At 70.5% G+C, this 24,694-nt stretch carries 19 protein-coding genes; 9 read left to right on the forward strand and 10 right to left on the reverse strand.

The genetic code is table 11. The annotated features are described in order from the left end of the window. The first annotated feature begins 37 nt into the window (after positions 1–37). Positions 38–1,324 carry a cytosine deaminase gene (locus tag IE246_RS09240; protein WP_189988649.1) on the forward strand — a complete coding sequence of 429 codons (1,287 nt, stop codon included), beginning with the start codon at positions 38–40 and terminating at the stop codon, positions 1,322–1,324. Positions 1,325–1,337: 13 nt separating this feature from the next. Here the strand turns inward: IE246_RS09240 and IE246_RS09245 are convergent, their stop codons facing one another. Next, positions 1,338–2,963 (reverse strand): acyl-CoA synthetase, encoded by a 1,626-nt coding sequence (locus IE246_RS09245; RefSeq protein WP_189988650.1) that lies wholly within the window; start codon positions 2,961–2,963, stop codon positions 1,338–1,340. A 117-nt stretch (positions 2,964–3,080) separates the two neighbouring features. Here IE246_RS09245 and IE246_RS09250 point away from each other — a divergent pair, with 117 nt between their 5' ends. Further along, a complete protein-coding gene (locus tag IE246_RS09250) occupies positions 3,081–3,740 on the forward strand; it encodes a DsbA family oxidoreductase (protein ID WP_189988651.1) in 660 nt (219 codons plus the stop codon). 132 nt (positions 3,741–3,872) lie between these two features. Here the strand turns inward: IE246_RS09250 and mfd are convergent, their stop codons facing one another. Both mfd and IE246_RS09260 read right to left on the reverse strand, forming a co-directional pair. Continuing rightward, complete coding sequence (gene mfd / locus IE246_RS09255) at positions 3,873–7,352, reverse strand: transcription-repair coupling factor (RefSeq protein WP_189988652.1); 3,480 nt, start codon at positions 7,350–7,352, stop codon at positions 3,873–3,875. Between the two features lie 19 nt (positions 7,353–7,371). Continuing rightward, entirely contained in the window at positions 7,372–7,635 is a 264-nt protein-coding gene (locus IE246_RS09260) for an FAD assembly factor SdhE (protein ID WP_189988653.1), read from the reverse strand. A gap of 103 nt (positions 7,636–7,738) precedes the next feature. On the opposite strand from IE246_RS09260, the gene recG reads away from it, so the two are divergent. After that, positions 7,739–9,820, forward strand: coding sequence for an ATP-dependent DNA helicase RecG (gene recG, locus IE246_RS09265; RefSeq protein ID WP_189988654.1), 2,082 nt, complete (start codon positions 7,739–7,741; stop codon positions 9,818–9,820). A 7-nt stretch (positions 9,821–9,827) separates the two neighbouring features. Here the strand turns inward: recG and IE246_RS09270 are convergent, their stop codons facing one another. The 3 genes from IE246_RS09270 to IE246_RS09280 all read right to left on the reverse strand — a co-directional run bounded on the left by IE246_RS09270 (position 9,828) and on the right by IE246_RS09280 (position 12,904). Continuing rightward, complete coding sequence (locus IE246_RS09270; protein ID WP_189988655.1) at positions 9,828–11,153, reverse strand: sensor histidine kinase; 1,326 nt, start codon at positions 11,151–11,153, stop codon at positions 9,828–9,830. A gap of 194 nt (positions 11,154–11,347) precedes the next feature. Continuing rightward, positions 11,348–12,016: a DUF502 domain-containing protein gene (locus IE246_RS09275; protein WP_189988656.1), complete on the reverse strand. Its 669-nt coding sequence runs from the start codon at positions 12,014–12,016 to the stop codon at positions 11,348–11,350. A gap of 9 nt (positions 12,017–12,025) precedes the next feature. Continuing rightward, entirely contained in the window at positions 12,026–12,904 is an 879-nt protein-coding gene (locus IE246_RS09280; protein ID WP_189988657.1) for an alpha/beta fold hydrolase, read from the reverse strand. Positions 12,905–13,061: 157 nt separating this feature from the next. On the opposite strand from IE246_RS09280, the gene IE246_RS09285 reads away from it, so the two are divergent. Both IE246_RS09285 and IE246_RS09290 read left to right on the forward strand, forming a co-directional pair. Continuing rightward, positions 13,062–15,062, forward strand: coding sequence for a carbamoyltransferase C-terminal domain-containing protein (locus IE246_RS09285; protein ID WP_189988658.1), 2,001 nt, complete (start codon positions 13,062–13,064; stop codon positions 15,060–15,062). Positions 15,063–15,099: 37 nt separating this feature from the next. Then, entirely contained in the window at positions 15,100–16,269 is a 1,170-nt protein-coding gene (locus IE246_RS09290) for an aminotransferase class V-fold PLP-dependent enzyme (protein ID WP_229836760.1), read from the forward strand. A gap of 32 nt (positions 16,270–16,301) precedes the next feature. Here IE246_RS09290 and IE246_RS09295 read toward each other — a convergent pair whose 3' ends face one another. Together IE246_RS09295 and IE246_RS09300 are read right to left on the reverse strand one after the other, a co-directional pair. Continuing rightward, a complete protein-coding gene (locus IE246_RS09295) occupies positions 16,302–16,535 on the reverse strand; it encodes a hypothetical protein (RefSeq protein ID WP_189988659.1) in 234 nt (77 codons plus the stop codon). A 63-nt stretch (positions 16,536–16,598) separates the two neighbouring features. Next, a complete protein-coding gene (locus IE246_RS09300) occupies positions 16,599–16,910 on the reverse strand; it encodes a hypothetical protein (protein ID WP_189988660.1) in 312 nt (103 codons plus the stop codon). Between the two features lie 326 nt (positions 16,911–17,236). Between IE246_RS09300 and IE246_RS09305 the strand changes: the two genes are divergently transcribed. The 4 genes from IE246_RS09305 to IE246_RS09320 all read left to right on the forward strand — a co-directional run bounded on the left by IE246_RS09305 (position 17,237) and on the right by IE246_RS09320 (position 22,014). Further along, a complete protein-coding gene (locus IE246_RS09305) occupies positions 17,237–17,911 on the forward strand; it encodes a sulfotransferase family protein (protein WP_189988661.1) in 675 nt (224 codons plus the stop codon). A gap of 18 nt (positions 17,912–17,929) precedes the next feature. After that, complete coding sequence (asnB, locus tag IE246_RS09310; protein WP_189988662.1) at positions 17,930–19,768, forward strand: asparagine synthase (glutamine-hydrolyzing); 1,839 nt, start codon at positions 17,930–17,932, stop codon at positions 19,766–19,768. 73 nt (positions 19,769–19,841) lie between these two features. Continuing rightward, positions 19,842–20,672 (forward strand): ABC transporter permease, encoded by an 831-nt coding sequence (locus tag IE246_RS09315; RefSeq protein ID WP_189988663.1) that lies wholly within the window; start codon positions 19,842–19,844, stop codon positions 20,670–20,672. Then, positions 20,662–22,014: an ABC transporter ATP-binding protein gene (locus IE246_RS09320; RefSeq protein WP_189988664.1), complete on the forward strand. Its 1,353-nt coding sequence runs from the start codon at positions 20,662–20,664 to the stop codon at positions 22,012–22,014. The genes IE246_RS09315 and IE246_RS09320 overlap by 11 nt, the downstream gene beginning before the upstream one ends. Before the next feature lie 15 nt (positions 22,015–22,029). Here IE246_RS09320 and IE246_RS09325 read toward each other — a convergent pair whose 3' ends face one another. Continuing rightward, on the reverse strand, positions 22,030–22,836 hold the full coding sequence (locus tag IE246_RS09325; protein WP_189988665.1) for a class I SAM-dependent methyltransferase: 807 nt from the start codon (positions 22,834–22,836) through the stop codon (positions 22,030–22,032). 11 nt (positions 22,837–22,847) lie between these two features. Next, positions 22,848–24,557, reverse strand: coding sequence for a glycosyltransferase family 4 protein (locus IE246_RS09330; protein WP_189988666.1), 1,710 nt, complete (start codon positions 24,555–24,557; stop codon positions 22,848–22,850). Positions 24,558–24,694: the final 137 nt, after the last annotated feature.

Raw genomic sequence — 24,694 nt, forward strand, 5'->3', positions numbered from 1 at the left:
GCCGCTGGCACGAAAGCGCGGCGCGCCGCGAGGAATGATGATTCCGACGTCTGGCCGCTACGTCCTGGCCCGGGCCGCCGTGCCCTCCGTCCTGCTCGACTCGCCGCTCGCGCCGGGCCCCGACGGCCTGACCCTGTGCGACATCCTCGTCGAAGGTGGCCAGGTCGCCGACGTCGCCCCGCCCGGCACAGGCACGGGCGACATTCCTCTGGTCGACCGCCGGAGCCGGCAGGTCTGGCCGGGGCTGGTCGACCTGCACGTCCATCTCGACAAGGGTCACATCCTGCCACGCGCGCCGAACCCGACCGCCGATTTCGACGGCGCGCTCGCCGCCGTCCCCGGCGACCGCGGCACCCGCTGGACGGCCGAAGACATCCGCCGGCGCATGGAGTTCGCCCTGAAGTGCGCCTACGCCCACGGCACGGTCGCCGTCCGCACGCACCTCGACACCTCCCAAGACGATCCGGAGCGCTCGTGGCGGGCGCTGGCGCCGGTACGCGAGGCCTGGGCCGGGCGGATCGCAATCCAGCCGGTGTCGCTGCTGTCGATTGCCGGCTACGCCGACCTGGACTACGCCCGGCGGATCGCCGCCCTGGTCGTCGATCACGGCGGCGTCCTGGGCGCGGTGACCTATCCGGTGCCCGAGGCCGACGCCCTGCTCGACCGGGTGTTCACCTTGGCCGCCGACCACGGCCTGGCCGTCGACATGCACGTCGACGAGACCCTCGACCCCGCGATCCACGAAGTCGACCGGGTGCTGGACGCCATCGAGCGCACCGGGTTCGACGGGCCGGTCACGCTCGGTCACCTGTGCAGCCTGTCGGCGCGCGCCGACGCCGAGGCGGCCGCCAGCATGGCCCGGATGGCGGACCTGGGCGTGGCCGCGGTCTCGCTGCCGCTCTGCAACCTCTACCTTCAGGATCGCGCTCCCGGCCGCAGCCCGCGCCTGCGCGGCCTCGCTCCGCTGCTGGAAATGGCCGGCCACGGGATCGCGGTGTCGGTCGCCAGCGACAACACCCGCGACCCGTTCCACGCCTACGGCGATCTCGACCTGATGGAAGTGTTCCGCGCCGCCGTCCGGCTCGGCCATCTGGACCTTCCGGTGGCGCCCTGGCCGGCCGCAGTCGCGCGCACCCCGGCCACCGTCATGGGCATCGCGGCCGGCCGGATCGCGGTCGGCGCACCGGCCGACCTGATCCTGTTCAGCGCGCGGCGCTACGACGAGCTGATCGCGCGGCCGCAGGGCGACCGCATCGTCATCCGCGACGGCCGGGCGATCGACGCGGCGCCGCCGGACTTCGCCGAACTCGACGAGGACGCCTGACTACAACGCCCCACTACAACGCCCCCGCCCGCTCGCGCAGCACGAACTTCTGGATCTTGCCGGTCGAGGTCTTCGGCAGCTCGCAGAACACGATGGTCCGCGGCGCCTTGAAGTGCGCCAGGTTCTCGCGGCAGTAGGCGATCACCTCCTCGGCGGTCAGTTCGGCGCCGGGCTTGACGGTGACGAAGGCGCACGGCGTCTCGCCCCACTTGTCGTCCGGGCGGGCCACCACCGCGGCCTCCATGATCTTCGGATGCCGGAACAGCACGTCCTCGACCTCCAGGGACGAGATGTTCTCGCCGCCGGAGATGATGATGTCCTTGGAGCGGTCCTTGACCTCGATGTAGCCGTCGCCGTGCATCACCGCCAGGTCGCCGGTATGGAACCAGCCCTCGGCCAGCGCCTCGGCGGTCGCCTTCGGGTTCTTCAGGTACCCCTTCATTACCGTGTTGCCGCGCAGCCAGAGCTCGCCGATGGTCTCGCCGTCGTCGGGAACGTCGCGGCCGGTCTCGGTGTCGACCACACGCATGCCCTCGATGGTCGGGTACCACACGCCCTGGCGCGCCATCTTGCGGGCCTTGGCGTCGAGGTCGAGGGCGTCCCATTCCGGCGGCCAGGCGCAGATCGTCGACGGCCCGTAGGTCTCGGTCAGGCCGTATAAATGGGTCACCTTGAAGCCCATGCGCTCCATGCCGGCGATCACCGCGCTCGGCGGCGCCGCCCCGCCGGTGCCGATGGCGACCGTGTGGTCGAACCGCCGCTTCACCGCGTCCGGGGCGTGGATCAGCATGGTCAGCACGATCGGCGCGCCGCACATGTGAGTGACCCGATGCTCGGCGATCGCCGGGAAGATCAGCGCCGGATCGACCCGGCGCAGGCAGACATGGGTGCCGCACACCGCGGTCACCGCCCAGGTGTAGGTCCAGCCGTTGCAGTGGAACATCGGCAGGGTCCAGAGATACCGGGTGCTGTCGTCCAGGCCGAAGGCGATGGCGTTGCCCATGGCGTTCAGGAACCCGCCGCGGTGGTGGAACACCACTCCCTTCGGATTGCCGGTGGTGCCGCTGGTGTAGTTCAGCGCCAGTGCCTTCCACTCGTCCCCGGGGCGCGTCCAGGCATACGCGGGATCGCCGGTCGCCAGCAGCTCCTCGTACTCCATCTCGCCGAGCGGCTCGCCCGATTCGGCCAGCAGATCGTCGATCCAGACGACGGGCGGCCTGGTCGCGCTGGCCGCGACCGCCTCCGCCATCACGCCGGTGAACTCGCGGTCGACCAGCACCAGCTTCGACTCCCCGTGGTCCAGGATGAAGCCGATCGCCTGGGCGTCGAGCCGGATGTTGATGGCGTTCAGCACCGCCCCCGCCATCGGCACCCCGTAATGCGCCTCCAGCATTGCCGGGGTATTGGGCGCCAGGATCGAGACGGTGTCGCCGACACCGATACCGCGGGCCGCCAGAGCCGACGCCAGCCGCCGGCAACGGGCGTACATCTCGCCGTAGGTCCAGCCGGCCTCGCCGTGCACCACCGCCACCTTGTCGGGATAGGTGCTCGCCGCCCGGTCCAGGAAATCCAGCGGCGTCAGCGGCGCGTGATTGGCCGGTCCGGCAGGCAGGTCGCGGTCGTAGATCGAGGCGCTCATCGGGGCTCTGAATGAATGTCGGGGCCAGGGTGGCGGCGCCTAGGGTTTCCCGCCCTCGCAGGATCGTCAAGTCGAGCGGGTTGAGTGAAGACGCCGGATGGCGTTACGGTCGTCGCAATGCGCATCGATATCTTCTCCGACGTGATCTGCCCGTGGTGCTTCATCGGCAAGCGCCGGCTGGAGCGCGCGCTGCGCGAACGGCCGCAGGGCGACGTGGAGATCTGCTGGCGGGCCTTCCAGCTCAACCCCGACATGCCGGTCCAGGGGATGCCGCGGAAACTTTACCTGGAAGCGAAGTTCGGCGGCTCGGAGCGGGCCGGCCAGATCTACGAGACGATCCGGCAGAACGGCGAGCGCGAGGGCATCGACTTCCGTTTCGACCTGATCGCCCAGACCCCGAACACCGTGCGGGCCCACCGGCTGATCCGGTTCGCCACCGCGCTGGGCCAGGGCGACGCGCTGGTCGAGCGGCTGTTCACCGCCTACTTCACCGAGGGCGTCGATCTCGGTGACCTGGACCGGCTCGCCGACCTCGCGGAAGAGGTCGGGCTGTCGCGCGGCGAGGCCGCCGCCTTCCTCGAAGGCAACGAGGGACTGGCCGACGTGCTGGCGGAGACCCGGTTCGCCTACGAGAGCGGGATCAACGGCGTGCCCTGCTTCATCTTCGACCGGCACTACGCCCTGGCCGGCGCCCAGGAGCCGGAGGCGTTCTATCCGCTGTTCGAGCTGGTGCGCAGCGAGGCCGCCAACCGCCCGCCGGCCGCGAACCTGGCCTGACTTCTCCGTCCTGATATCCGTGGTCGTCTGGGTCCCGGCTCTCCGGGGCCTTGCCCCTCCGGCCGGGATGAGGGCGTTGGTTGCCTTCTAAGTCCTCATCCCGGCCGTAAAGCCCGGACCCACAGGGCAGCGCTAAGCCGCGATCGCCACCAGTTCCTGCATCAGCCGGGTGAGCCCGACGACGCGCTGCTCCGGCTTGTCCCAGGGCCGGCGGTAGACCATCCGGTGATCCGGGCGGAGCTGGACGGTTCCCGCCTGCTTCTGCATGAAGGCGACCAGCCCGGCCGGGTTCTTGAAGTCGTTGTTGCGGAACGCCAGGGTCGCACCCTTCGGGCCGGCATCGACCTTCTCGACGCCGGCGGCCCGGCACAGCCGCTTGATGGCGACGATCTTCAGCAGGTTCTCGACCTCGGCCGGCAGCTTGCCGAAGCGGTCGACCAGTTCGGCCGCGAAGGCGTCGATCTCGCCCTCGTCCGACAGGGTGGCGATGCGCCGGTACAGGCTCATCCGAACCGACAGGTCCGGCACGTAGGCCTCCGGGATCATCACCGGCATGCCGATGGCGATCTGCGGCGTCCAGCCGCTCTCCTCGACCTCCAGCCCCTCGCCCGACTTGGCCGCCTCGACCGCCTCGCGCAGCAGTTCCTGGTACAGCTCGATGCCGACTTCCTTGACGTGCCCCGACTGCTCCTCGCCCAGCAGGTTGCCGGCCCCGCGGATGTCCATGTCGTGGCTGGCCAGCGAGAACCCGGCACCCAGGTTGTCGAGGGTCTGCATGACCTCCAGCCGGCGCTTGGCGACCGGGGTCAGCACCTTGCTCGGGTGGGTGGTCAGGTAGCCGTAGGCCCGGGTCTTCGACCGTCCGACCCGCCCGCGCAGCTGATAGAGCTGGGCCAGGCCGAACATGTCGGCCCGGTGGATGACGATGGTGTTGGCGCTCGGGATGTCCAGACCGGACTCGACGATGTTGGTCGACAGCAGGATGTCGTAGCCGCCGTCGGTGAACGCGGTCATCACGTCCTCGAGCTCGGTCGCCCCCATGCGGCCGTGCGCGACACCGATCTTCGCCTCCGGCACCAGCTTGGTCAGGCGGTCGTGCACCCGGCTCAAATCCTCGACCCGCGGGCACACGTAGAACGTCTTGCCGCCGCGGTAGCGCTCGCGAAGGATCGCCTCGCGGATGATCACCCCGTCATAGGGCATGACGAAGGTGCGGACCGCCAGCCGGTCGACCGGCGGGGTGGCGATCAGGCTCAGCTCGCGCACGCCCGACAGCGCCATCTGCAAGGTCCGCGGGATCGGCGTCGCGGTCATGGTCAGCACGTGGACGTCCTTGCGGAGGTCCTTGAGCCGCTCTTTCTGGGCGACCCCGAAATGCTGCTCCTCGTCGACGATCAGCAGGCCGAGGTTGTTGAAGTTGATCTGCTTCGACAGCACCGCGTGGGTCCCGACCACCAGGTTCACGTCGCCGGCGGCGATGCCCTTGCGGATCTCGGCGGCTTCCTTGTTCGAGACCAGCCGCGACAGCTGCTCGATCCGGATCGGCAGCCCCTGGAACCGCTCCTTGAACCCGCGGAAGTGCTGGCGGCACAACAGGGTCGTCGGCACCACCACCGCCACCTGGTAGCCCTGCATCGCCACCACCAGCGCGGCCCGCAGCGCCACCTCGGTCTTGCCGAAGCCGACATCGCCGCACACCAGCCGGTCCATCGGCCGGCCCGACGCCAGGTCGCCCAGCACCTCGTCGATCGCCTTCAGCTGGTCGTCGGTCTCGGTGTACGGGAAGCGGGCGCAGAACTCGTCGTAGACGCCCGCCGGCGGATACAGCGCCTCGGTGCGGCGCAGCTCGCGCTCCGCGGCGATCGCGATCAGGCCCTCGGCCATGTCGCGCAGCCGCTTCTTGACCCGGGCCTTGCGGGCCTGCCAGGCGGCCCCGCCGAGCTTGTCGAGCTGGGCGTTGCTGTCCTCGGAGCCGTAGCGCGACAGAATCTCGATGTTCTCGACCGGCACGAACAGCTTGTCGCCGCCGGCATAGACCAGCCGCAGGCAGTCGTGCGGGGCGCCGCCGATCTCCAGGGTGTCCAGGCCGAGGTACTGGCCGATGCCGTGCTCGGCATGCACGACGTAGTCGCCGGCCTCGAGCGCCCCGACCTCCTGCAGGAACTCCTCGCCGCGCCGGCGCCGGCGGCTGGACGGCCGGGCCATGCGCTCGCCGACCAGGTCGGGCTCGGCGATCACCGTGAGGTTGTCGTGCCGCCAGCCGCGTTCCAGCGGCAATACGGCGGCCGCCACGGTGGAGCGCGGCAGCGCCTCGGTCGCGGCCATGCTGTCGACCGGCTCGATCGGTTCGACGCCGTGGTCGCGCAGCAGGCTGGCCAGCCGGTCGCGCGAGCCCTCGCTGTAGCCGGCGACGACCACCCGACGGCCGGCGGTCACCTCGGCGGCGATCGCGTCGCGCGCCGCATCGTACACCGCCGAACCGCCGCGGGTGCGGGCCTCGGCGAAATCGACCCCGCCGGCGGCCCCCAGGTCGATGACCGCGGCGCCCGGCGGGGCGGCGAACGGCGTCAGCGCGCCGACCGGCCGGTCGGCCAGCAGCGCCGTCCATTCGTCCGGGCCGAGATACAGCGCGTCGGCCGGCAACGGCCGGTAGATGCCGCCGGACTCGGCCCCGCCGGCCCGCAGCATCTGGCGGCGGGCGTCGTAGTACTCGGCGATCTGCTCGAACCGGGCGGTCGCCACCTCGTCGACCTGGTGGTCGAGGGTGACGGCCACCTCGCCGACGTAGTCGAGCAGGGTCGCCATGCCGTCGTGGAACAGCGGCAGCCAGTGCTCCATGCCACCGTGCCGGTGCCCGGCCGACACTGCCTCGTACACCGGATCCGAGGCCACCTCGGCGCCGAACAGCGCCCGGTAGCCGGTCCGGAAGCGATGGATCGACTGGTCGTCCAGCAGCGTCTCGCCGACCGGCCGGAACACCACCCTGTCGAGCTTGCCCGAGGTCCGCTGGGTCATCGCGTCGAACGGCCGCGCGGCCTCCAGCTCGTCGCCGAAGAAGTCGAGGCGGACCGGCTCGTCCATGCCGGTCGGAAAGACGTCGACGATACCGCCGCGCACCGCGTACTCGCCGGGCTCGCGCACCGTGTCGGTCCGGCCGTAGCCGCTGCGGGTGAACACCGCCAGCAGGTCGTCGAGCGGCATCTCCTGGCCGACCTTCAGGGTCAGCGAGGCGCCCTCGAAGTAGCGCCGCGGCGGCACCCGCTGCAGCACCGCGTTGACGGTGGTGAGCACCACCAGCGGCCCGTCCCCGGCCTCCATCGCCGACAGCTCGGCCAGGGTCTCGACGCGCCGGCTGAGGATCTCGCCGTTCGGCGACACCCGGTCGTACGGCAGGCAGTCCCAGGCCGGGAAGCTCAGGACAGCGAGTGCCGGGTCGACGAAGCCGATGGTCCGGGCCAGCGCCGCCAGCCGCGCGTCGTCGCGCGCGACGTGCAGCACCCGCCCGCGGTCCCGGGCGAGCCGCACCAGGGCGACGGCGTCGAGCCCTTCCGGGGCCGACGCGATGGTGACCCGGCCGACGGCGGCGGGAAACGACGACAGATCCATGGTCATCCGGTACGACAGAGACGGTTCAACCGGTCAGATCGAAAGCCTGGATCATCCGCAGCACCGGGGTGTCGTACTCGGCCGGCGGCGTTTCCTGGGCGGTGATCCACTTGTAGAGCCGCGGGTCGGCGATTTCGAGGAGCTTCTCGTAGTCGTCGAGCTGCTGGTCGTCGAGCTCCGCCAGGTGGCGCTCGGCGAACGCACCGAGGAACACGTCGGTCTCCTTGGTGCCGGTGTAGGCGCTGCGGTAGTAGAGGCGCTTGCGCCGGGCGTCGAGCACCGCGGCCATCCCCCGTCTCCTCTCTCTCGGTCGATCGGGCTTAGGGTATAAAGCCTTGGCCGGCCGGCGGCCAGTGCCGGCATCCCGCAACCGAACCCGGATCCGATCGACCGTGCGCCCGGAGCTCCTCTTCCCGCTGTTCGCCGAAGTCGGCCGGATCAAGGGCGTCGGCCCGCGCTACGCCAAGCTGATCGAGAAGGCCGCCGGCCCGCAGCTGGTCGACCTGCTGTGGCACCTGCCGTCGGGCGTGGTCGACCGCCGGCCGGCGCCGCCGATTCCCGAGGCCCCCGAAGGGCGGATCGCCACCCTCACCCTCACCGTGCTGCGCCACCAGCCGAGCCCGAACCGGCGCGGGCCGTACCGGGTGGTGTGCACCGACGGCCACGGCGACATCGACCTGGTCTACTTCCACGCCAAGGGCGACTGGCTGGAGAAGCTGCTGCCGGTCGGCGAGCGGCGGGTGGTCAGCGGCCGGGTCGAACGCTTCCAGGGACGCGCCCAGATGGCGCATCCCGACCACGTCGTCCCGGAGGCCGAGGCCGACCAGATCCGCATCGTCGAGCCGACCTACCCGACCACCGAGGGCCTGCCGGTGCGCATCCTTGGCAAGGCGGTCGGCGGCGCGCTGGAGCGCCTGCCGACTTTGCCGGAGTGGATCAGCCCGTCGCTGGTCGCGCAGCGCGGCTGGCCGCGCTGGGACGAAGCCATTCGCAGGGTCCACGCGCCAGGGGATGCGGCCGACCTGGAGCCGTCGACGCCGGCGCGCGCGCGCCTGGCCTATGACGAGATCCTGTCGAACCAGCTGGCGCTGGCGCTGGTCCGGGCCCGCATGAAACGCCAGAAGGGCCGGTCGATCCGGGGCGACGGCCGGCTGCGCGACGCCGTGATCGCTGCCCTGCCGTTCGCCCTGACCGGCGCGCAGCGCTCGGCCCTGGCGGAGATCGAGGGCGACATGGCCTCGGAGTCTCGCATGCTGAGGCTGCTGCAGGGCGACGTCGGCAGCGGCAAGACCCTGGTCGCCCTGATCGCCATGTTGAACGCGGTCGAGTGCGGCGCCCAGGCCGCCCTGATGGCGCCGACCGAGATCCTCGCGCGCCAGCACTTCGCGACCATCGAGCCGCTGGCCCGCAAGGCCGGAATCCGGGTCGAGATCCTGACCGGCCGCGACAAGGGCAAGGCACGGGCCGCCGTCGTCGGGCGGATCGCCGAGGGAACCGCCTCGATCGTGGTCGGTACCCACGCCCTGTTCCAGGAGGGCGTCGAGTTCCGCGACCTGGCGCTGGCGGTGATCGACGAGCAGCACCGCTTCGGCGTCCACCAGCGCATGAGCCTGGGCGGTAAGGGCCAGGCGGTCGACACCCTGGTCATGACCGCCACGCCGATCCCCCGCACCCTGCTGATGACGGCCTACGGCGACCTCGACGTGTCGCGGCTGACCGAGAAGCCGCCGGGCCGCCGGCCGATCGACACCAGGACCGTGCCCCTGGACCGGCTCGGCGAGGTGGTCGACGGGGTCGCGCGCAAACTCGACCAGGGCGCCAAGGTCTACTGGGTCTGCCCGCTGGTCGAGGAATCCGAGAAGCTCGACGTCGCCGCCGCCGAGGAACGGGCCTCGACCCTGCGCCGCCGGTTCGGCGACCGGGTCGGCGTGGTGCACGGCCGCATGAAGGGCCCCGAGAAGGACGCGGTGATGGACGCGTTCAAGAACGGCTCGGTCGACCTGCTGGTCGCCACCACGGTCATCGAGGTCGGCGTCGACGTCCCGGACGCGACGGTCATGGTCATCGAGCATGCCGAGCGCTTCGGCCTGGCCCAGTTGCACCAGCTGCGCGGCCGGATCGGCCGGGGCGACAAGGACTCGACCTGCCTGCTGCTGTACGGCGCGCCGCTGACGGAAACCGGACGCGCCCGGCTGGCGGTGATGCGCGAGAGCGAGGACGGCTTCCGGATCGCCGAGGAGGACCTGAAGCTGCGCGGCGCCGGCGAGGTTCTCGGCACCCGCCAGAGCGGCCTGCCGACGTTCAAGCTGGCGGACCCGGCGGCCCATGCCGGGTTGTTTCCGGTAGCCCGCGACGACGCCCGCCTGCTGCTCGGCCAGGACCCGGAGCTCGACGGTCCCCGCGGCCAGGCCGCCCGCGTCCTGCTGTACCTGTTCGAGCGCGACGCCGCCGTCCGCTACCTGCGCGGCGCCTGACGCCGGGCTATTGCCGCTCGACGACCCGGGCCGCCGGCAGGACGACGCGCACGGCGGTTCCGTCCCCCGGGTTGCTGTCGATCTCGAGCCGCCCCCCGTGCAGTTCGGCCAGCCGCTTGGAAAGCGGCAGCCCCAGCCCGGCCCCGCCGGAGTCCCCGGCCATCGCCTGCCCGACCTGGACGAACGGCTCGAGCGCGCGCGGGATATCCTCCGCCGCCAAGCCGATGCCGGTGTCGCGCACTTCGATTTCGACGCCGCCGCCGTCGCGCAGCCGGGTGGCCACGGTCACACGCCCCCCCGACGGTGTGAACCGGACCGCGTTGGCCAGCAGGTTGATCAGGATCTGCCGCAGCTTGGTGGCGTCCGCCAGCACGGCGACCGCGCCGCCGTCCGCGTTCGCGGACAGCGTCACGCCCTTGCTGCGGGCCGCTCCCTCCATCATCCCGACGCAGTTCCCGACCAGCCCCGCCAGCTCGACGCGCGTCTCGTCGAGTTCCAGGATGCCGGCGTCGTGCCGCGCGATGTCCAGGATGCCCTGGATCAGCTCGTAGAGATGTCTGCCGCTGGAGCCGATGGCGTGCGCGTACTCCCGGTAACGCGGGCTCCCCAACGGCCCCCACAGCTCGATCTCGAGCGACTGCGCGAAGCCGATGATGGCGTTCAGCGGGGTCCGCAGCTCGTGGCCCAGGTTCGCGAAGCTCTCCTGCTTGAGCTTCTCGGCCGCGTCGGCACGGTCGCGCGCGGCCTTCAGGTCCGCCACCAGCGCCTCGTTCTGAAGGCGCAGCCGGATCCCGTTGACGATGGCGCGTTCGGCGCTCCGGCCCCACAGCAGCACCACGAGAAGGTACACGAGCCCCATGCCGGCGACCGCCACGTGGTCCCGGTCGCCGACGGCCATGAAGCCGACGATGGGGCCGAGCGCCGCCGGAATCACGTAGGCGCGGAACACCGCCGCGCTGGCAGTCATCGAGAACATCGCGCCGGCAATCATCCCGCCGACGGAAATGGCGACGACGCCTTCGACCTGGATCGGCAGGTCGACGGCCGCCACCGCCGCCCCGGTTGCCGCCCACAGGAGCCCGACGACGGTCACGCCGAACAGCATCCGGCGTTCCCAGAGAACCGCGCCGCAGCCGGCGTGCCCGGAGCGGGCGAAGGCCCGCCACAGGGCAAGGCGCACACCGGTCGCCAGGGCCATCGCGGCCAGCCATGCAACCAGCCAGGCGCCGGGAACGGCCTCCCACGCGACGGCGACCAGCAACGTCGCGACGACGAGATTGGCCAGCGCCGGGAACGGCGACTGATAGAGCAGTCGGACCGTCTCCGCCCGCACCGCCCCGTCATGCACCGATCCAGGATCGGTACCCGCGATCGGCGCTCTCGCCCCATCCGGGGATCGACCCGGTCGACGGTTCGAATGCATGGCCCCCACACGTCAGACGCCCGATGCCGCCCGGCCCGAAGCCAGACGGCAGGCATTGATAGCGCGGGATGGTTAACGCTCTATTGATCCAGGTGGCCCGACCGTCAGGCCGCCGGCCGCGTCGAGGGAATTCGGGGCTGTTCCTGCTGCGAGGTCGGGCGACGGTCGGGTGGCGTGACGATGCCGCCGGACACCACCATCTTGATTCCCTCCTCGACCGTCATGCTCAGCACGAACACGTCCGACCGCGGCACGAACAGCAGAAAGCCCGACGTCGGGTTCGGCGTGGTCGGCAGGAACACGTTCACCACGTCGTCCTCGGTCAGGTGCTGAACCTCGCCGACGGTGTCGCCGGTGATGAAGCCGAGCGCCCAGATACCCTGCCGCGGGTACTCCACCAGCACGACCTGACGGAACGCCTTCGACTGCTGGGCCAGCACGGTCTCAAGGATCTGCTTCAGCGCGCTGTGGATGTTGCGGACCACGGGCATGCGCTGCATCAGGCGGTCGAACAGCCTGACCACCCAGCGCCCGACCAGGCCGGCGGTCAGGGCGCCGATCAGGGTGAGGAAGACCACCGCCACGATCAAGCCGAGCCCGGGGACGCCGAACGGAAGATAGGTCTCGGGGTTGTACCGGGACGGGATCAGCGGCGTGACCGTCCCATCGATGAAGTCGATGATCAGCCACGTCAGGTACAGGGTGATCCCGATCGGCGCGGTGACCAGAATTCCGGCGAAGAAGTAGGCGCGCAGGCGTGCGAAGAGCGTCATGGCGTTCGCTTACCCTTCCAAAAACGGCAGAAGTGCGGCCAGGGTCTCGTCCGGCGCCTCCTCGGCCAGGAAATGGCCGCCGGGAATGGCGGTCCCCTGGACCGGCCGGGTCGTATAGGCCTGCCAGACCGCCGCGACGTCGTAGGTCCGGCCGACGACTCCGTCCGCGCCCCACAAGGCCAGAACCGGGATATCCAGCGGCCGGTCGCGATCGGCCCGGTCGTGCTCGAGGTCAATGCCGGCGCTCGCCCGGTAGTCCTCGCAGACCGCATGGATCGTCTCGGGCCGGGCGAAGTGCCGCAGGTACTCGGCCACGACGTCGGCCGGAAACGCGCCGGCCGCGGCCGCCCGCCCCAGCTTGGCACGCAGGTAGAACGCCGGATCGGCCCCGATCATCCGCTCCGGGTAGTCGTAGGGTTGGATCAGGAAGAACCAGTGATAGTAGGCGCGGGCGAACGCCATGTCGGTCCGCTCGTACATGTCGAGCGTCGGACAGATGTCCAGCACCGCGAGCCGGGTGACCCGGTCCCGGTGGTCGCGGGCCAGGCGGTGCGCGACCCTGCCGCCCCGGTCGTGCCCGGCGACCATGAAGCGCCGGTGGCCCAGGGCGGTCATGACCTCGGCCATGTCGCGCGCCATGGCGCGCTTGGAATAGGGTGCGTGGTCGCCGTCCGACGGCGGCTTGCCCGAAGCGCCGTAACCGCGAAGGTCGGCAGCGACGACGGTGAACCGCTCGGCCAGCCGGTGCGCCAGGTGACGCCACATCAGGTGCGTCTCCGGATGGCCGTGCAGCAGCAGCAGCGGAGGCCCGCTCCCTCCGGCACGCACGTGGATCACCGTACCGGACGTGGTGACGTCACGGCGGTCGAAGCCATCGAACCAGGCCAAGCAGGCGCTCCTCCGGAGGTCGGAACGTCAGGGTAGCAGAGCCAGCCGCGGTTCCGCAGCATTCGTCTCTTCTACCCTGCGTCGATTGACTTCGAGCACCCGGCCACCGTATTCACGGCCGATCCTCCCGTTCCCGCAGGTTCGAGGTCGAGCTCCGATGATTGTCCTCGGACTTTCAGTCGCACACGATGCCGGCGTCACTGCCATCGCCGACGGCGTGACCCTCGGGGTGCATCTGCGGGAACGGTTCGCGCGCCGCAAGCGCTGCGCCCTGATGACCGCCGAGACGATCGAGGCCGCGCTGGTGCGGTTCGGCCTCGACTGGAACGACGTCGATGCCGTCGCGGTCGCCTCGACCCAGTCCTGGCCGTTCATCTTCGTCGATCCCGACGCTTTCTCGTTCGCGCTGGCCGACCCGACCCACGACACCCTCGGCTTCACGCCGCGCGAGCAGCGTGCCCAGGCCCGGGCCCAGGAGTGGTACCGCCAGCGGCAGTCGGCGGCGGCCCGGCGCGCCGGCCGGATCGCCGGTATCCGCTGGAACGAGTATCTGGACGACGACCTGGGCACCATCGACCCAGACCGCGGCGTCCTGGCGAATTTCGAATGGTCCTACACCCCGCCCTGGTGGACGCGTCGGTTCGCGCGGACCGACGTGACGGAGTGGGCTCGCAAGGTCGACGAGTTGCGGGAAGTCCGCTTCGGCTATCAGCCGATCGAGGTCGGGCTGCGCGGCGTGAAGAAGCCGGGCGTGATCGTTCCCCATCACCTGGCCCACGCCGCCCTCGCGTACTACCAGTCCGACGCCGAGTCCGCTGCCGTCTACACGATCGACAATGGCGATGCCTGGTCGCCCGAGCCGGGCTATGTCGGCGGCCTGTTCGCGCTGGGCCAGGGCAACCGGATCATCCCGATCGGCCCGAACTACGCCTATCACGGCCACCTCTACCAGCGCACCGCCGAGATCTTCCACCTCGGTCACGGCGGCGGTGCCGGCAAGCTGATGGGGCTGGCTCCGTTCGGCGAGCCGCGGTTCAACAAGCCGGACTTCGTCGGCAACGCCTACGAGATCTTCGGCGACGACTACGCCGCCGGCCACAAGCCCGACCGGTTCACCGTCCTGGACAAGTTCGAGGCGCACACCCGCGCCGTCGTTGCGTCCGGGTATCCCGATCCCGACGCGATGCTGGCCAGTCACGAGCCCGGTGCATACGGGTCCCAGCACCTGCGGCGCCTGGAGGTCGACGTGGCGGCGTCGGCCCAGGCGCTGTTCGAAGCCTGCACCCTGAACGACGTGAATACCCTGTCGACGGCACTGCAGGAGGCCGGGCAGCGGGTCGGTACCCTGGCCCTCGGCGGCGGCGGCGCGCTGAACTGCCCGACCAACAGCCGCGTCCACGCCGATGGCCCCTACGGGCGCGTTTTCGTGCCGCCGGCCTGCGACGATTCCGGCCTGAGCCAGGGGGCCGCCCTGGCCCTGCTGCACGACGTCATGGACCAGCCCCGGACACCGTTTCATTCCGACTCGGCCGGGCTCGCCTACCAGGGGTCGCAGTACTCGCAGGAGGCGATCGCGGACGCGGTTTCCGCCTGCGGCTCGGCGGTCCGGGCCCGGAGCCTGCCGGACCCTGCCGCGGAAGCGGCGAACGACCTGGCGTCGGGCCGCGTCATCGGGTGGTTCGAGGGCCGCAGCGAGATCGGGCCGCGGGCCCTCGGGCACCGCTCGATCCTGGCGGATCCGCGACCGGAGACGCAGTGGCGGCGCGTCAACGACCTGAAGTCCCGCGAGCACTGGCGGCCGTTCGCCCCCGCGGTGCTCCGCGAGCATGCCGCCGAATGGTTCGAGGGGGCTCCGACGCCCTCCCCGTTCATGCTGTTCACCGCCCAGGTCCGGTCGCGTGCGGTCCCGGCGATCACCCATGTCGACGGTTCGTCGCGGATCCAGACCGTCGATGCCAGCTGCGGCGTGTTTCATGGCGTGCTCGATCACTTCCACCGCCGGACCGGCATACCGCTGGTCATGAACACGTCGTTCAACGGCCCGGCCGAGCCGATCGTCGAATCGCCGTCAGATGCCCTCCGGTTCCTGCAGGAGTCGCAGTTGGACGCGGTCTATCTCGACGGGCTGCGGGTTACCCGCGGGGATGCTGCCGACTAGTCTGGCGTCGGCCGCGAAATCGCGCCACCATCCGGCCATGAGCGACGTTCCCGCCTTCGGAGCGCCCGCCCGCCGGCTGTTCCAGCTCGAGGACGGCGCCATCTACCTCAACCACGGCTCCTACGGGGCCACGCCGAAGGCGGTCACCCTCGCGCAGCGCCGCTGGCAGGACCGCCTCGAGGCGGAACCGAGTCGGTTCATGGAGCGCGAGTTCCGGCCCGGCCTGCGGGTCGCCGCCGAGCGGCTGTCCGCGCATCTCGGGGTTTCCGGCCGCTCGATCGCCATGGTCGAGAACGCCACCCAGGCGGTGAACGCGATCCTGCGCTCGTTCGGCTTTGCGCCCGGCGACGAGATCCTGATCACCGACCAAACCTACAACGCCGTCAAGAACACGGTCCGCTGGGTGGCGTCGCGCAGCGGCGCGAAGGTCGTCGAGGTCGCCCTGCCGTTCCCGGCGTTCTCGGAGGACAGCCTGGTCCAGGCGTTCGCCGCCGGCCTGAGTGCAAAGACCCGGGTAGCCGTGATCGACCACGTCACCTCGCCGACCGCCCTGGTGCTCCCGGTGGCGCGGATGGTGGCAGCCGCCAGGCAGGCCGGCGCGAAGACCCTGGTGGACGGCGCGCACGCCCCCGGCATGCTGCCGGTCGACCTGCCGACGATCGGGGCCGACTGGTACACCGGGAACTGTCACAAGTGGCTGTTCGCGCCGAAGGGCTGCGCCTTCCTGTGGGCGGCGGACGCGGTGCGCGACGACCTGCACCCCACCGTGATCAGTCACGGGTACGGCCAGGGGTTCGTCGCCGAATTCGACTGGGTCGGCACGCGCGACGCCTCGCCGCAGCTGGCCCTGCCCGATGCCCTCGCCTTCATGGAACGCTTCGGCGTCGACCGGATCCGCACGCACAACCACGAGATGGCGGTCGAGGCCGGGCGCCGTCTGGCCGAGGCCTGGGACACCGAAGTCGGCGCCCCGCCGGCCCTGACCGGCTCGATGATCACGGTCAGGCTCCCGGACGGCCTGGGCGCGACCCAGCCCGAGGCCCTCGAACTGCGCCGCCGGCTGCTCGACGAACGCCGGATCCAGGTTCCGATCAACGCTCTAGCAGGCGGTCTCTGGGCCAGGGTGTCGGCACAGATCTACACGCAGCGCCCGGAGATCGACGCGCTCGCCGAGGCCGTCCTCGTCGAACGCCGGAACGCCGCCTGAACCCGGCCCCGCCCTGCGCGGGGCGGCGCGCTTCAGTTCAGCTTGTGCCGGAACTTCCGCTCGAGCTGCTGGAGGATCTCCACCCGCCGGGCGCCACCATTCGCCAGCGCGAGCTTGAACAGCCGCGACGCCTCGTTCTCGGGCTCCGCCGGCGGGGTCTGGCCGATCTGCAGGAATGCCGCCTTCTGGGCACGTGCCAGCACCTCAGGGCTGATCCGCTTCCGCAGCGCCCGCAGCAATCGCAGTGCCTTCTCTCGCTCGGTCATGGGGCAAGTATGGCGGAAACCCGGCCCCGGAACAACTCGCTGCCCGTGGCCCGGACGGCCCACTCAGAAGAACTTGGTCACGAACGCGGCGGCCAGCGCTCCGCTGGCGATCTTGGTCACGACCCCTTCGGCCCGGCCCTTGTAGATGTCTTCCCCGTCGCGGGCATCGATCTCGAACCGGAACCGCTGACCGGTGATGATCAGGTCCTTGTCATAGGGATCGATGATGAAGCCCTTCTTGTTCAGCTCGCGGACGTTGAAGACGAACCTGTCGATCTTGACCGTGCCCTTCGACTCCGGCGCCGACGAGCGCCCGGGCAGACGCACCGGACGTCGGGTCGGCTTCTTGTTCGCGATCTTCAGGAAATCGAACATTCGAGTGGCCGCCGCGTCAGAGCCATGCTTCGGTGAAAACCATAAGCCTTTGGGCCCATAAACACAATTGTCCAGCAAGATCAAGAAGACTTACAGTTAATTTTGTTCAATTTCACAAAGCCGCCCGGCGCCGGACGGCGCCATCGCGCTCGCCCGGCCGGCTCCCGGTTGTCCCGGCCAGACGACTGCGCTACCAACTGCCACCCGCGAACCGCCGTTGCCGGTCGCCCCACAGGAGTAGCTTTGCGCGTGCCCTGCTTCAGTGCCCGTCATCGCCCCGGACCGCGCTCCGCAACGGGCCGCCGCTCCCGCGGCCGGCGGACGCGATGATCGTCTCGGTCCACATTCCGAAGACCGCCGGCACCAGCCTGCGGATCGGGCTGGAACGGGCGCTCGGCACGCGGCTGCTGCTCGACTACGACGACCGCCCGCTCGCCCAGGGGCCGGAGCACGACGCCCGCCGGTCCCGCAGCGCCGCAGAGGTGCGCGCAGACCCGGACCGGCTGGTTCGTGACTACGACGCGGTGCATGGCCACTTCATCGCCTCGAAGTACCTGCCTCTCGGCGAGCGGGCGCGCTTTGCCGTGTTCCTGCGCGAGCCGGTGGCCCGTACGCTGTCGCAGTACCGGCACTGGCGCCGGGCGCCGAACGCCCCGAACCCGATCGCGGCCGGGATCCGTGCCGGGGCGGTCGGACCGGGCGATCTCGCCGAACTGCCGGAACACCGGCAGATCTACGCCGCCTTCCTCGGCGGCATCGACCTCGAGCGATTCGCCTTCGTCGGCCTCGCCGAACAGTACGACACCAGCCTCGCGCTGTTCCGGGCGATCTTCGGAATCGATCTGCCGGTGCTGCGGGAGAACGTCGGATCGTCCGGCGCCGAGGACGACGGTCTCTCGACCGGGGAACTGGCACGCGTGAAAGCCGCGCAGACGGACAACGCGCTGATGTACGATCGCGGCCGCCGCCGCTTCGAGACGCTCTGCACGGCGTTTCTGTAACCACGAGGATCGACAGTTTTGTGCGGGATTTGCGGGATCATTGGCGGGCGTAGCGACGAGGCGGCGATCGACCGGATGGTCGCCGCCATGCGGCATCGCGGTCCGGACGATCGCGGCACCTATCGGCGTGGCCGGATCGCCCTCGGCATGACCCGGCTGGCGATCCAGGACCTGAGCCCGGGCGGCCACCAGCCCATGGCCAGCCCAGACGGCGACGTCTGGATGGTCTACAACGGCGAGATGTACAACGCGCCCGAGGAGCGCCGGCACCTCGAGGAGCTCGGCTACAGCTTCCGGTCGACCTCCGACACCGAAGTCATCCTGACCCTCTACCGGCACTACGGCCCGGCCTGCCTGCCGCGCATCCGCGGGATCTTCGCGCTCGCCTTCGTCGACCTGCGCGACGATCCCGACGATCCGACGGTGTTCCTGGCCCGCGACCCTATGGGCGTGAAGCCGCTGCTGTTCGGCCGCGGCACCGACGGAAGCTACGTGTTCGCATCGGAGATGAAGGCGATGCTGGCGAGCGAGGTGATCCCGCGGGTCGTGGAGCCCCGGGCGCTGCGCTGCCTGCTGGAGCACGGCTCGGTGTATCAGCCCGACAGCCTGATCCGCGGCGTGTCGATGGTCAGGCCGGCCCACAGCGTGACGATCCGCGGCAGCGACGTCCGCGTCGACCGCTACTGGCACCTGGGCGTCGACCGTCGGTCGGAAATGCGGACCGCCGACTACGGCGACCAGGTCGCGGCCATGGCGGAGACCCTGCGCGAGACCGTGCACGCCCAGCTCATCGGCGACGTCCCGATCGGCGCCCTGCTGTCGGGCGGGGTCGACAGCGCCACCCTGACCGCCCTGATGGCGGCCGAGGTCGGGAAGAACGTCCGAACCTTCTCGGTCGGCTTCGGCAAGGACCTGGCGGCGTTCGACGAAACCGACATCGCCGGCCGGTTCGCCGAGCATCTCGGCACGAAGCACACCCGCCTCGAGATCGACCACGAGATGGTACGCAACGAGATCGACCGCATCGCCGACGCCATCGACCAGCCGTCGATCGACGGCGTGAACACCTACTTCGTCTCCAAGGCGGCCGGCGAGCACGTCAAGGTCGCGATCTCCGGGACCGGCGGCGACGACCTGTTCATGGGCTATCCGTGGCACGCCCAGATGCTCCGCTACGGGTCGGGCGGCGATTTCCTCGCCGCCTATGCCGAGTCGGCCGGGCGGTTCCACGAGACCTTCTCTTCCAGCGACGTCAACCAGCTGATCGCGCCGTCGCTGCTCGCCGCCAGCGGCCGCAACCACCGCGACGACTATGCGGCGCTCGACGAGCTCGGTCAGTCGGAGACCGTCGACCGTATCACCGCGCTGACCCTGCGCGGCTATACCAACAACCAGCTCCTGCGCGACATCGACGCGATGTCGATGGCGCATTCCCTGGAGGTCCGGGTTCCCTACCTGGACACCCACGTGATCGACCTGGCGCTGTCGCTGCCGATCGACGCCAAGCTGGCGCGTGGCATCCCGGCGGCGCCGATGCGCGACAGCTACCGGACGAGCGGCATCAAGCGGGTCCTGATCGACGTGGCGGCCCCGCTGCTGCCGCCGGGCTTCGACGAGGTGCCGAAACGCGGCTTCGGCATTCCGTTCGGACGCTGGCTCAACGGCCCGTTGCGCGGCTTCGTCCAGGCGGTCCTGACCCCCGAGCGGACGGCACGGACCGGCATGCTGAACCCGCAGGCGATGGCTCGCCTGCAGCGCATCCTGGCCGACGGGAAGGCGATATCCGGATGGCGGTTGTGGCTCATGACCATCAGCCAGCTGTGGGCCGAGCGCATCGGCATCGAGCCGGCGCGATGAACGCCTTCCCGAAGACCGGCCCGATGGCCGGTCGGCCGGCCGCCGGCCCGGCTCCCGTCCGGAACCCGGCGCCATGATCCCCCGGCCCAGCTTCCTGGCGACGCCGGCCGGGATCGTCCGCTCGATGCTCGTGAACCGCACGATCCTGCGGCAACTGATCCGGCGCGACATCCACTCGCGCTACCGGAAGTCGGCGCTCGGGATGCTGTGGGCGCTGCTGACCCCGCTGCTGACCTTCGCCGTGTACGCCTACGTGTTCAGCGCCATCCTCGAGATCCGGTTCCCGTCGCGCGTCCCGAACGTCGAGCACAACTACGGGATCGTGCTGTTCTCCGGACTCATGCTGCACTTCTTCATAACCGAGGTGCTCACCCGCTCGCCGACGCTGATCCTGGAGAACGTCAACTTCGTGAAGAAGGTGGTGTTCCCGCTCGAGACCCTGTCGGTGGTGGCGGTCGGTTCGGCGGTCGTGACGCTCGGCTTCAACCTGCTCGTGCTGCTGCTGGCGCTGCTGGTCTTCGAGGCCCGCATCCCCGCGACCGCCCTGCTGGTCCCGGTAGTGTGGCTGCCGTTCGTCGGGATCGTGCTGGGGATGTCGTGGTTCCTGTCGTCGATCGGGGTCTACCTGCGCGACGTCGGCCACCTGATCGGCATCGTTTCGACGATCATGCTGTTCGGCAGCCCGATCCTGTTTCCGGTCGAGACCCTGCCGCCGACCCTGCAGACCCTGATCTGGCTGAACCCGCTTTCGCTGCCGGTCGAGGCGACCCGCGACCTGGTGCTGTGGGGCGTGCTGCCGTCGCTGCGCGGCTTCGCAATCTACTGCGCGGTCGCGGGTGCGGTGGTGTGGCTCGGCGCCTACTGGTTCCAGTGTACCAAGCGGGGCTTCGCCGATGTCCTCTGAGGTCGCCGTGCAGGCCGACGGCCCGGCCATCGTGGTCGACGACCTGACCAAGGTCTTCCCGATCTTCAAGCGTCCGACCGACCGGCTGCTGCAGATGCTGTCGATGGGCCGCAAGCGCTACTACCAGACCTTCGTCGCGCTGAACCGGGTCAGCATGACGATCGGCCGTGGCGAGACGGTCGGGATCGTCGGCCGCAACGGGTCCGGCAAGTCGACCCTGCTGCAGATCATCGCCGGCCTGCTGCAGCCGACCGGCGGCCAGGTGTCGGTCAGCGGCCGCGCCGCCGCCCTGCTGGAGCTCGGCGCCGGCTTCAACCCGGAGTTCAGCGGCCGCGAGAACATCTACCTCAACGCCTCGATCCTGGGCCTCAGCCAGGCGGAGATCGACGCGCGCTACGACGACATCGTGGCGTTCTCGGGGCTCGGCGAGTTCATCGACCGGCCGGTCGTGACCTATTCCAGCGGCATGTATGTGCGGCTGGCGTTCTCGATCGCCGCCAGCGTCGACCCCGACATCCTGATCGTCGACGAGGCCTTGGCGGTCGGCGACGAGGGCTTCCAGCGCAAGTGCCTGGCCCGCATCGAGGCGCTCAAGGAGCGCGGCACCACGATCCTGTTCGTCAGCCACGCCATGGGCATGATCACCCAGCTGTGCGACCGGGCCGTGCTGATGGACCGCGGCGAGGTGCTGGTGGCCGGCGAGCCGAAGCTGGTCGCCTCGAACTACTACCGGCTCACCCACGCGCCGGCCGACGACCGCGAGCGGGTCCGCGCCGAGATCCTGACCGCGGCCGCCGCCGAGCAGGACGATCAGCCGGAGATCCGGTCCGGCCTCGACGAGAACCTGCAGAGCCAGAGCCGGGTCGAGTACGAGAGCCTGGGCGCCCGCATCGTCGATCCGCGGATCGAGACCGTGAACGGGCAGCGGGTGAACCAGCTGTCGCGCGGCCGGATGTACCGGGTCCGCTACGGGGTGGCGGTCGAGCAAGACTGCCGGCAGGTGCGGTTCGCGACCCTGTTCAAGACCAAGACCGGCGTCGAGCTGGCCGGCCGGGCGACCCATCGGCTGCACGACAGCATGCTCGATCTCGAAGCCGGCGAGCGGCTGGAGCTCACTTTCGACTTCCCGTGCAGCTTCCTGCCCGGAACCTACTTCATCAATGTCGGGATCAACGGCCTGGTCGACGGCGAGCGCAAGTCGCTGCACCGGATCCTGGACGCGGTGATGTTCCAGGTGCTGCCGGACGCCGACACCAGCATGGTCGGCCTCCTCGACATCGGGATCATCCCGTCGGTCGACCACCACCCGGCGACGGCCCAGCGTCCGCCCGCCGGGGAGTGAGGCGTTCGGCGCCGGTCAGGACCGGATCGCCGACATCATCAGCCACGGCGTCGGGCCGCGGCGCCATTCCCAGAACGCCAGCAGCTGGTCCAGGTGCTCCAGGTCGCGCAGCTCCGGGAACGCCCGGATGTCGCGGCTGCCGGCCTCGATCACCGCGAGCCGGTGGCTGTCCCTGAACCGCGCCATGAAGCGCTGGTAGGTCGGGATGTCCGGCAGGTTGTGAAGCTCGACCAGCATGTCCAGCCGGGCGAGGTTCGGCGCCCTCGACGGGTCGATCAGGTCGACCTCCGCCCCCTCGATGTCACAGAACACGAAGCTGGTCTCGGGATCGAGCGCCTGGAAGTCGGCATGCGCGAACTCGCCGCCGACCACGACCCGGTCGCCGACCCCGTGGTGTTCCGCCAGCTCCCGGGTCATCCGGCGCGCGTTGTCGTCGATGTCGTAGGCCCTGATCGTCGCCTGCGGCAGCCGCAGCGCCAGCCCGACCGCGTAGTAGCCCTCCGCCGACCCGATGTTCACCACGGTCCGGTAGCCGCGGGCGGCGACGTGCTCGATGACCGGGTGGAGCTCGCTCTCGTAGGTCCCGAGCACCTTCGGCGCCAGGCAGCCCTCGGCCGACTGCCGCGGCACCGCGAGGCCGGCGAACGGGCCGCTGCGCACCTTGTCGCCGCCGCGCGCGAACAGGGTGTTCGCCACCAGGGTCGAACGGTACCGGGCCAGCAGCCGCAGGGTACGGTACAGCTGGTCGCCGACGTCGCTCTCCTGCTCGCCCAGGATCTCCAGGGCCCGACGCCGGATGCTGTGCTGGTAGTCGGTGGCCATCGCCGCCCCCCTTACGAATCCGGCCGGTCGAGTTCCATGATCGGCGGCAGGTCCCAGTCCAGCAGCCCGACCTTGCACATCCAGGCCAGGTGGCGGGCCAGGACGTCGCCCGGCACGCCGGGCAAGGCGGCCGCGATCTCGTCGCCCCGCAGGCCGCCGCGCTCGGCGACCATCGCGCGGATCCGGTCGGTCGCCTGCGGCGTCAACCGCCACACCGCCGTGACGTTGTTCAGCGCCGCGCGATGGTGGCGCTCGGCGTCGCCGGGCACGGTCCGGGACGGCGCCCGGAACACCGTGGCCGCGCCGAGCACGCCGCTGGCGAACCCGGCGAACGCCCCGAACGGGTCGCTGCGGACCGGGTTGCTGCGCGCCGCGCCGGCGGTCTCGTGGCCGTCGGCCGACCGGCGGATCGCGGCCAGCTCGTCGAACAGAGCCGCATACTGCGCCACCACCACCGGCCAGTCGAAGGTCGCGCGGGCATGCTCGCGGGCCGCCTCCCCCATCCGCCGGGCGAGATCCTCGTTCCCGGCCAGCGCGCACAGCGCGTCGGCGGTCGCCTGGACGCTGACCGCCACATGGGCGGCCACCTGGGCGACGTAGTGCTGATAGGAATCCATGCCCAGCGCATGCCGGTTGGCGATCAGGCCGCCGGTCCCGTCCGGTGCGATCAGGGTCGGGATCCGGAACCCGGTGACTCCGTGGCGCACGGTGTAGCGGTAGCCGTCCCAGTCGCTCACCACCACCGGCAGGCCGGCCGCCATGGCCTCGATCGGGGTGATCCCGAAGGTCTCCTGGATGTTGTCGACCAGCGAGACGAACACGTCGGACGCCGCCCAGATCCGGTCGAGCACCGCCGGGTCGTTGCCGTTCAGGAACCGGACCGTGACGCTCGGCGCATACAGCGCCGCCGCCTCGGCCCAGATCCGGCGGTCGCGCTCGGGGTCCGGGAACCAGCCGGCCATCAGGAACTCGACCTTGCGGCCGGTGCGCCGCGCGGTTTCCTCGGCGGCTGCGAACATCGCCTGCGGGTAGGCCTTCTCGTAGAACGACAGCCGGCCGAGCCACAGCAGGACGAAGGCGTCGCCGGCGACCCCGAAGGCAGCCCGCGCCTCGGCCCGGCGACCGCGATCCGCCCGGTCCGCCAGCGCCGGCGCGTCGACTCCGAGCGGGATCACCGGCAGCCGGGGCAGCGGCCGGCGATGGCGGCTCCCGGGCTCGACCAGCCGCGAGGCCAGATAGTCGCTGGTCTCCTCCAGCAGGGCCCGCAGGTGCCGCTCGACCGTCGGCGAGGTGCAGACGATGGCGTCCCAGGGCTCGACCGGGCTGGTCACCACCTCGGCGGTGTAGGCACGCATGGCCTGCGGCCCGAGCGAGTGCAGCAGGCCGACCAGGCTGTAGGCCCGGTCGTCGGCCTCGCGACGCAGCCAGCCGAGGTCCGCCAGCTTCGACTGACCGCGGAACAGGGTGCCGCGCGCGGCGATCTCGCCGTGGTTGAAGACCGAAGTGGTACGCACCGGCTTCGGCACCGGGGCGTCGCCGAACAGGTTGCCCGCCAGCGCCGCGTCGTCGGCCCGGTTGTGCACCAGGAACAATTGATCGTCCCACGGACCGTGCTCGATCAGCGCCCGGAACATCCCGCGGTTGGCAATGTCCTTGCCGAACGGGTTGGTCCGCTGCTGCATCGGGTTGTCGCCGATGTAGATCGCGCAGCCGCCTGCCATGGGTCGTCCTTCGCGGGTGACGGGCCGAAACCGGGGCCGGGCCGCCCGTATACGACCTGGAAGGCCGCGCGTGAAGGGCGGTATGGCGCCCCGTGGGCACCCGGCCGGCGGCAGGTGCTGCCGCCGGCCGGCCGCCT

The sequence above is a fragment of the Thalassobaculum fulvum genome, from assembly GCF_014652915.1.
GTDB lineage: Bacteria > Pseudomonadota > Alphaproteobacteria > Thalassobaculales > Thalassobaculaceae > Thalassobaculum_A > Thalassobaculum_A fulvum.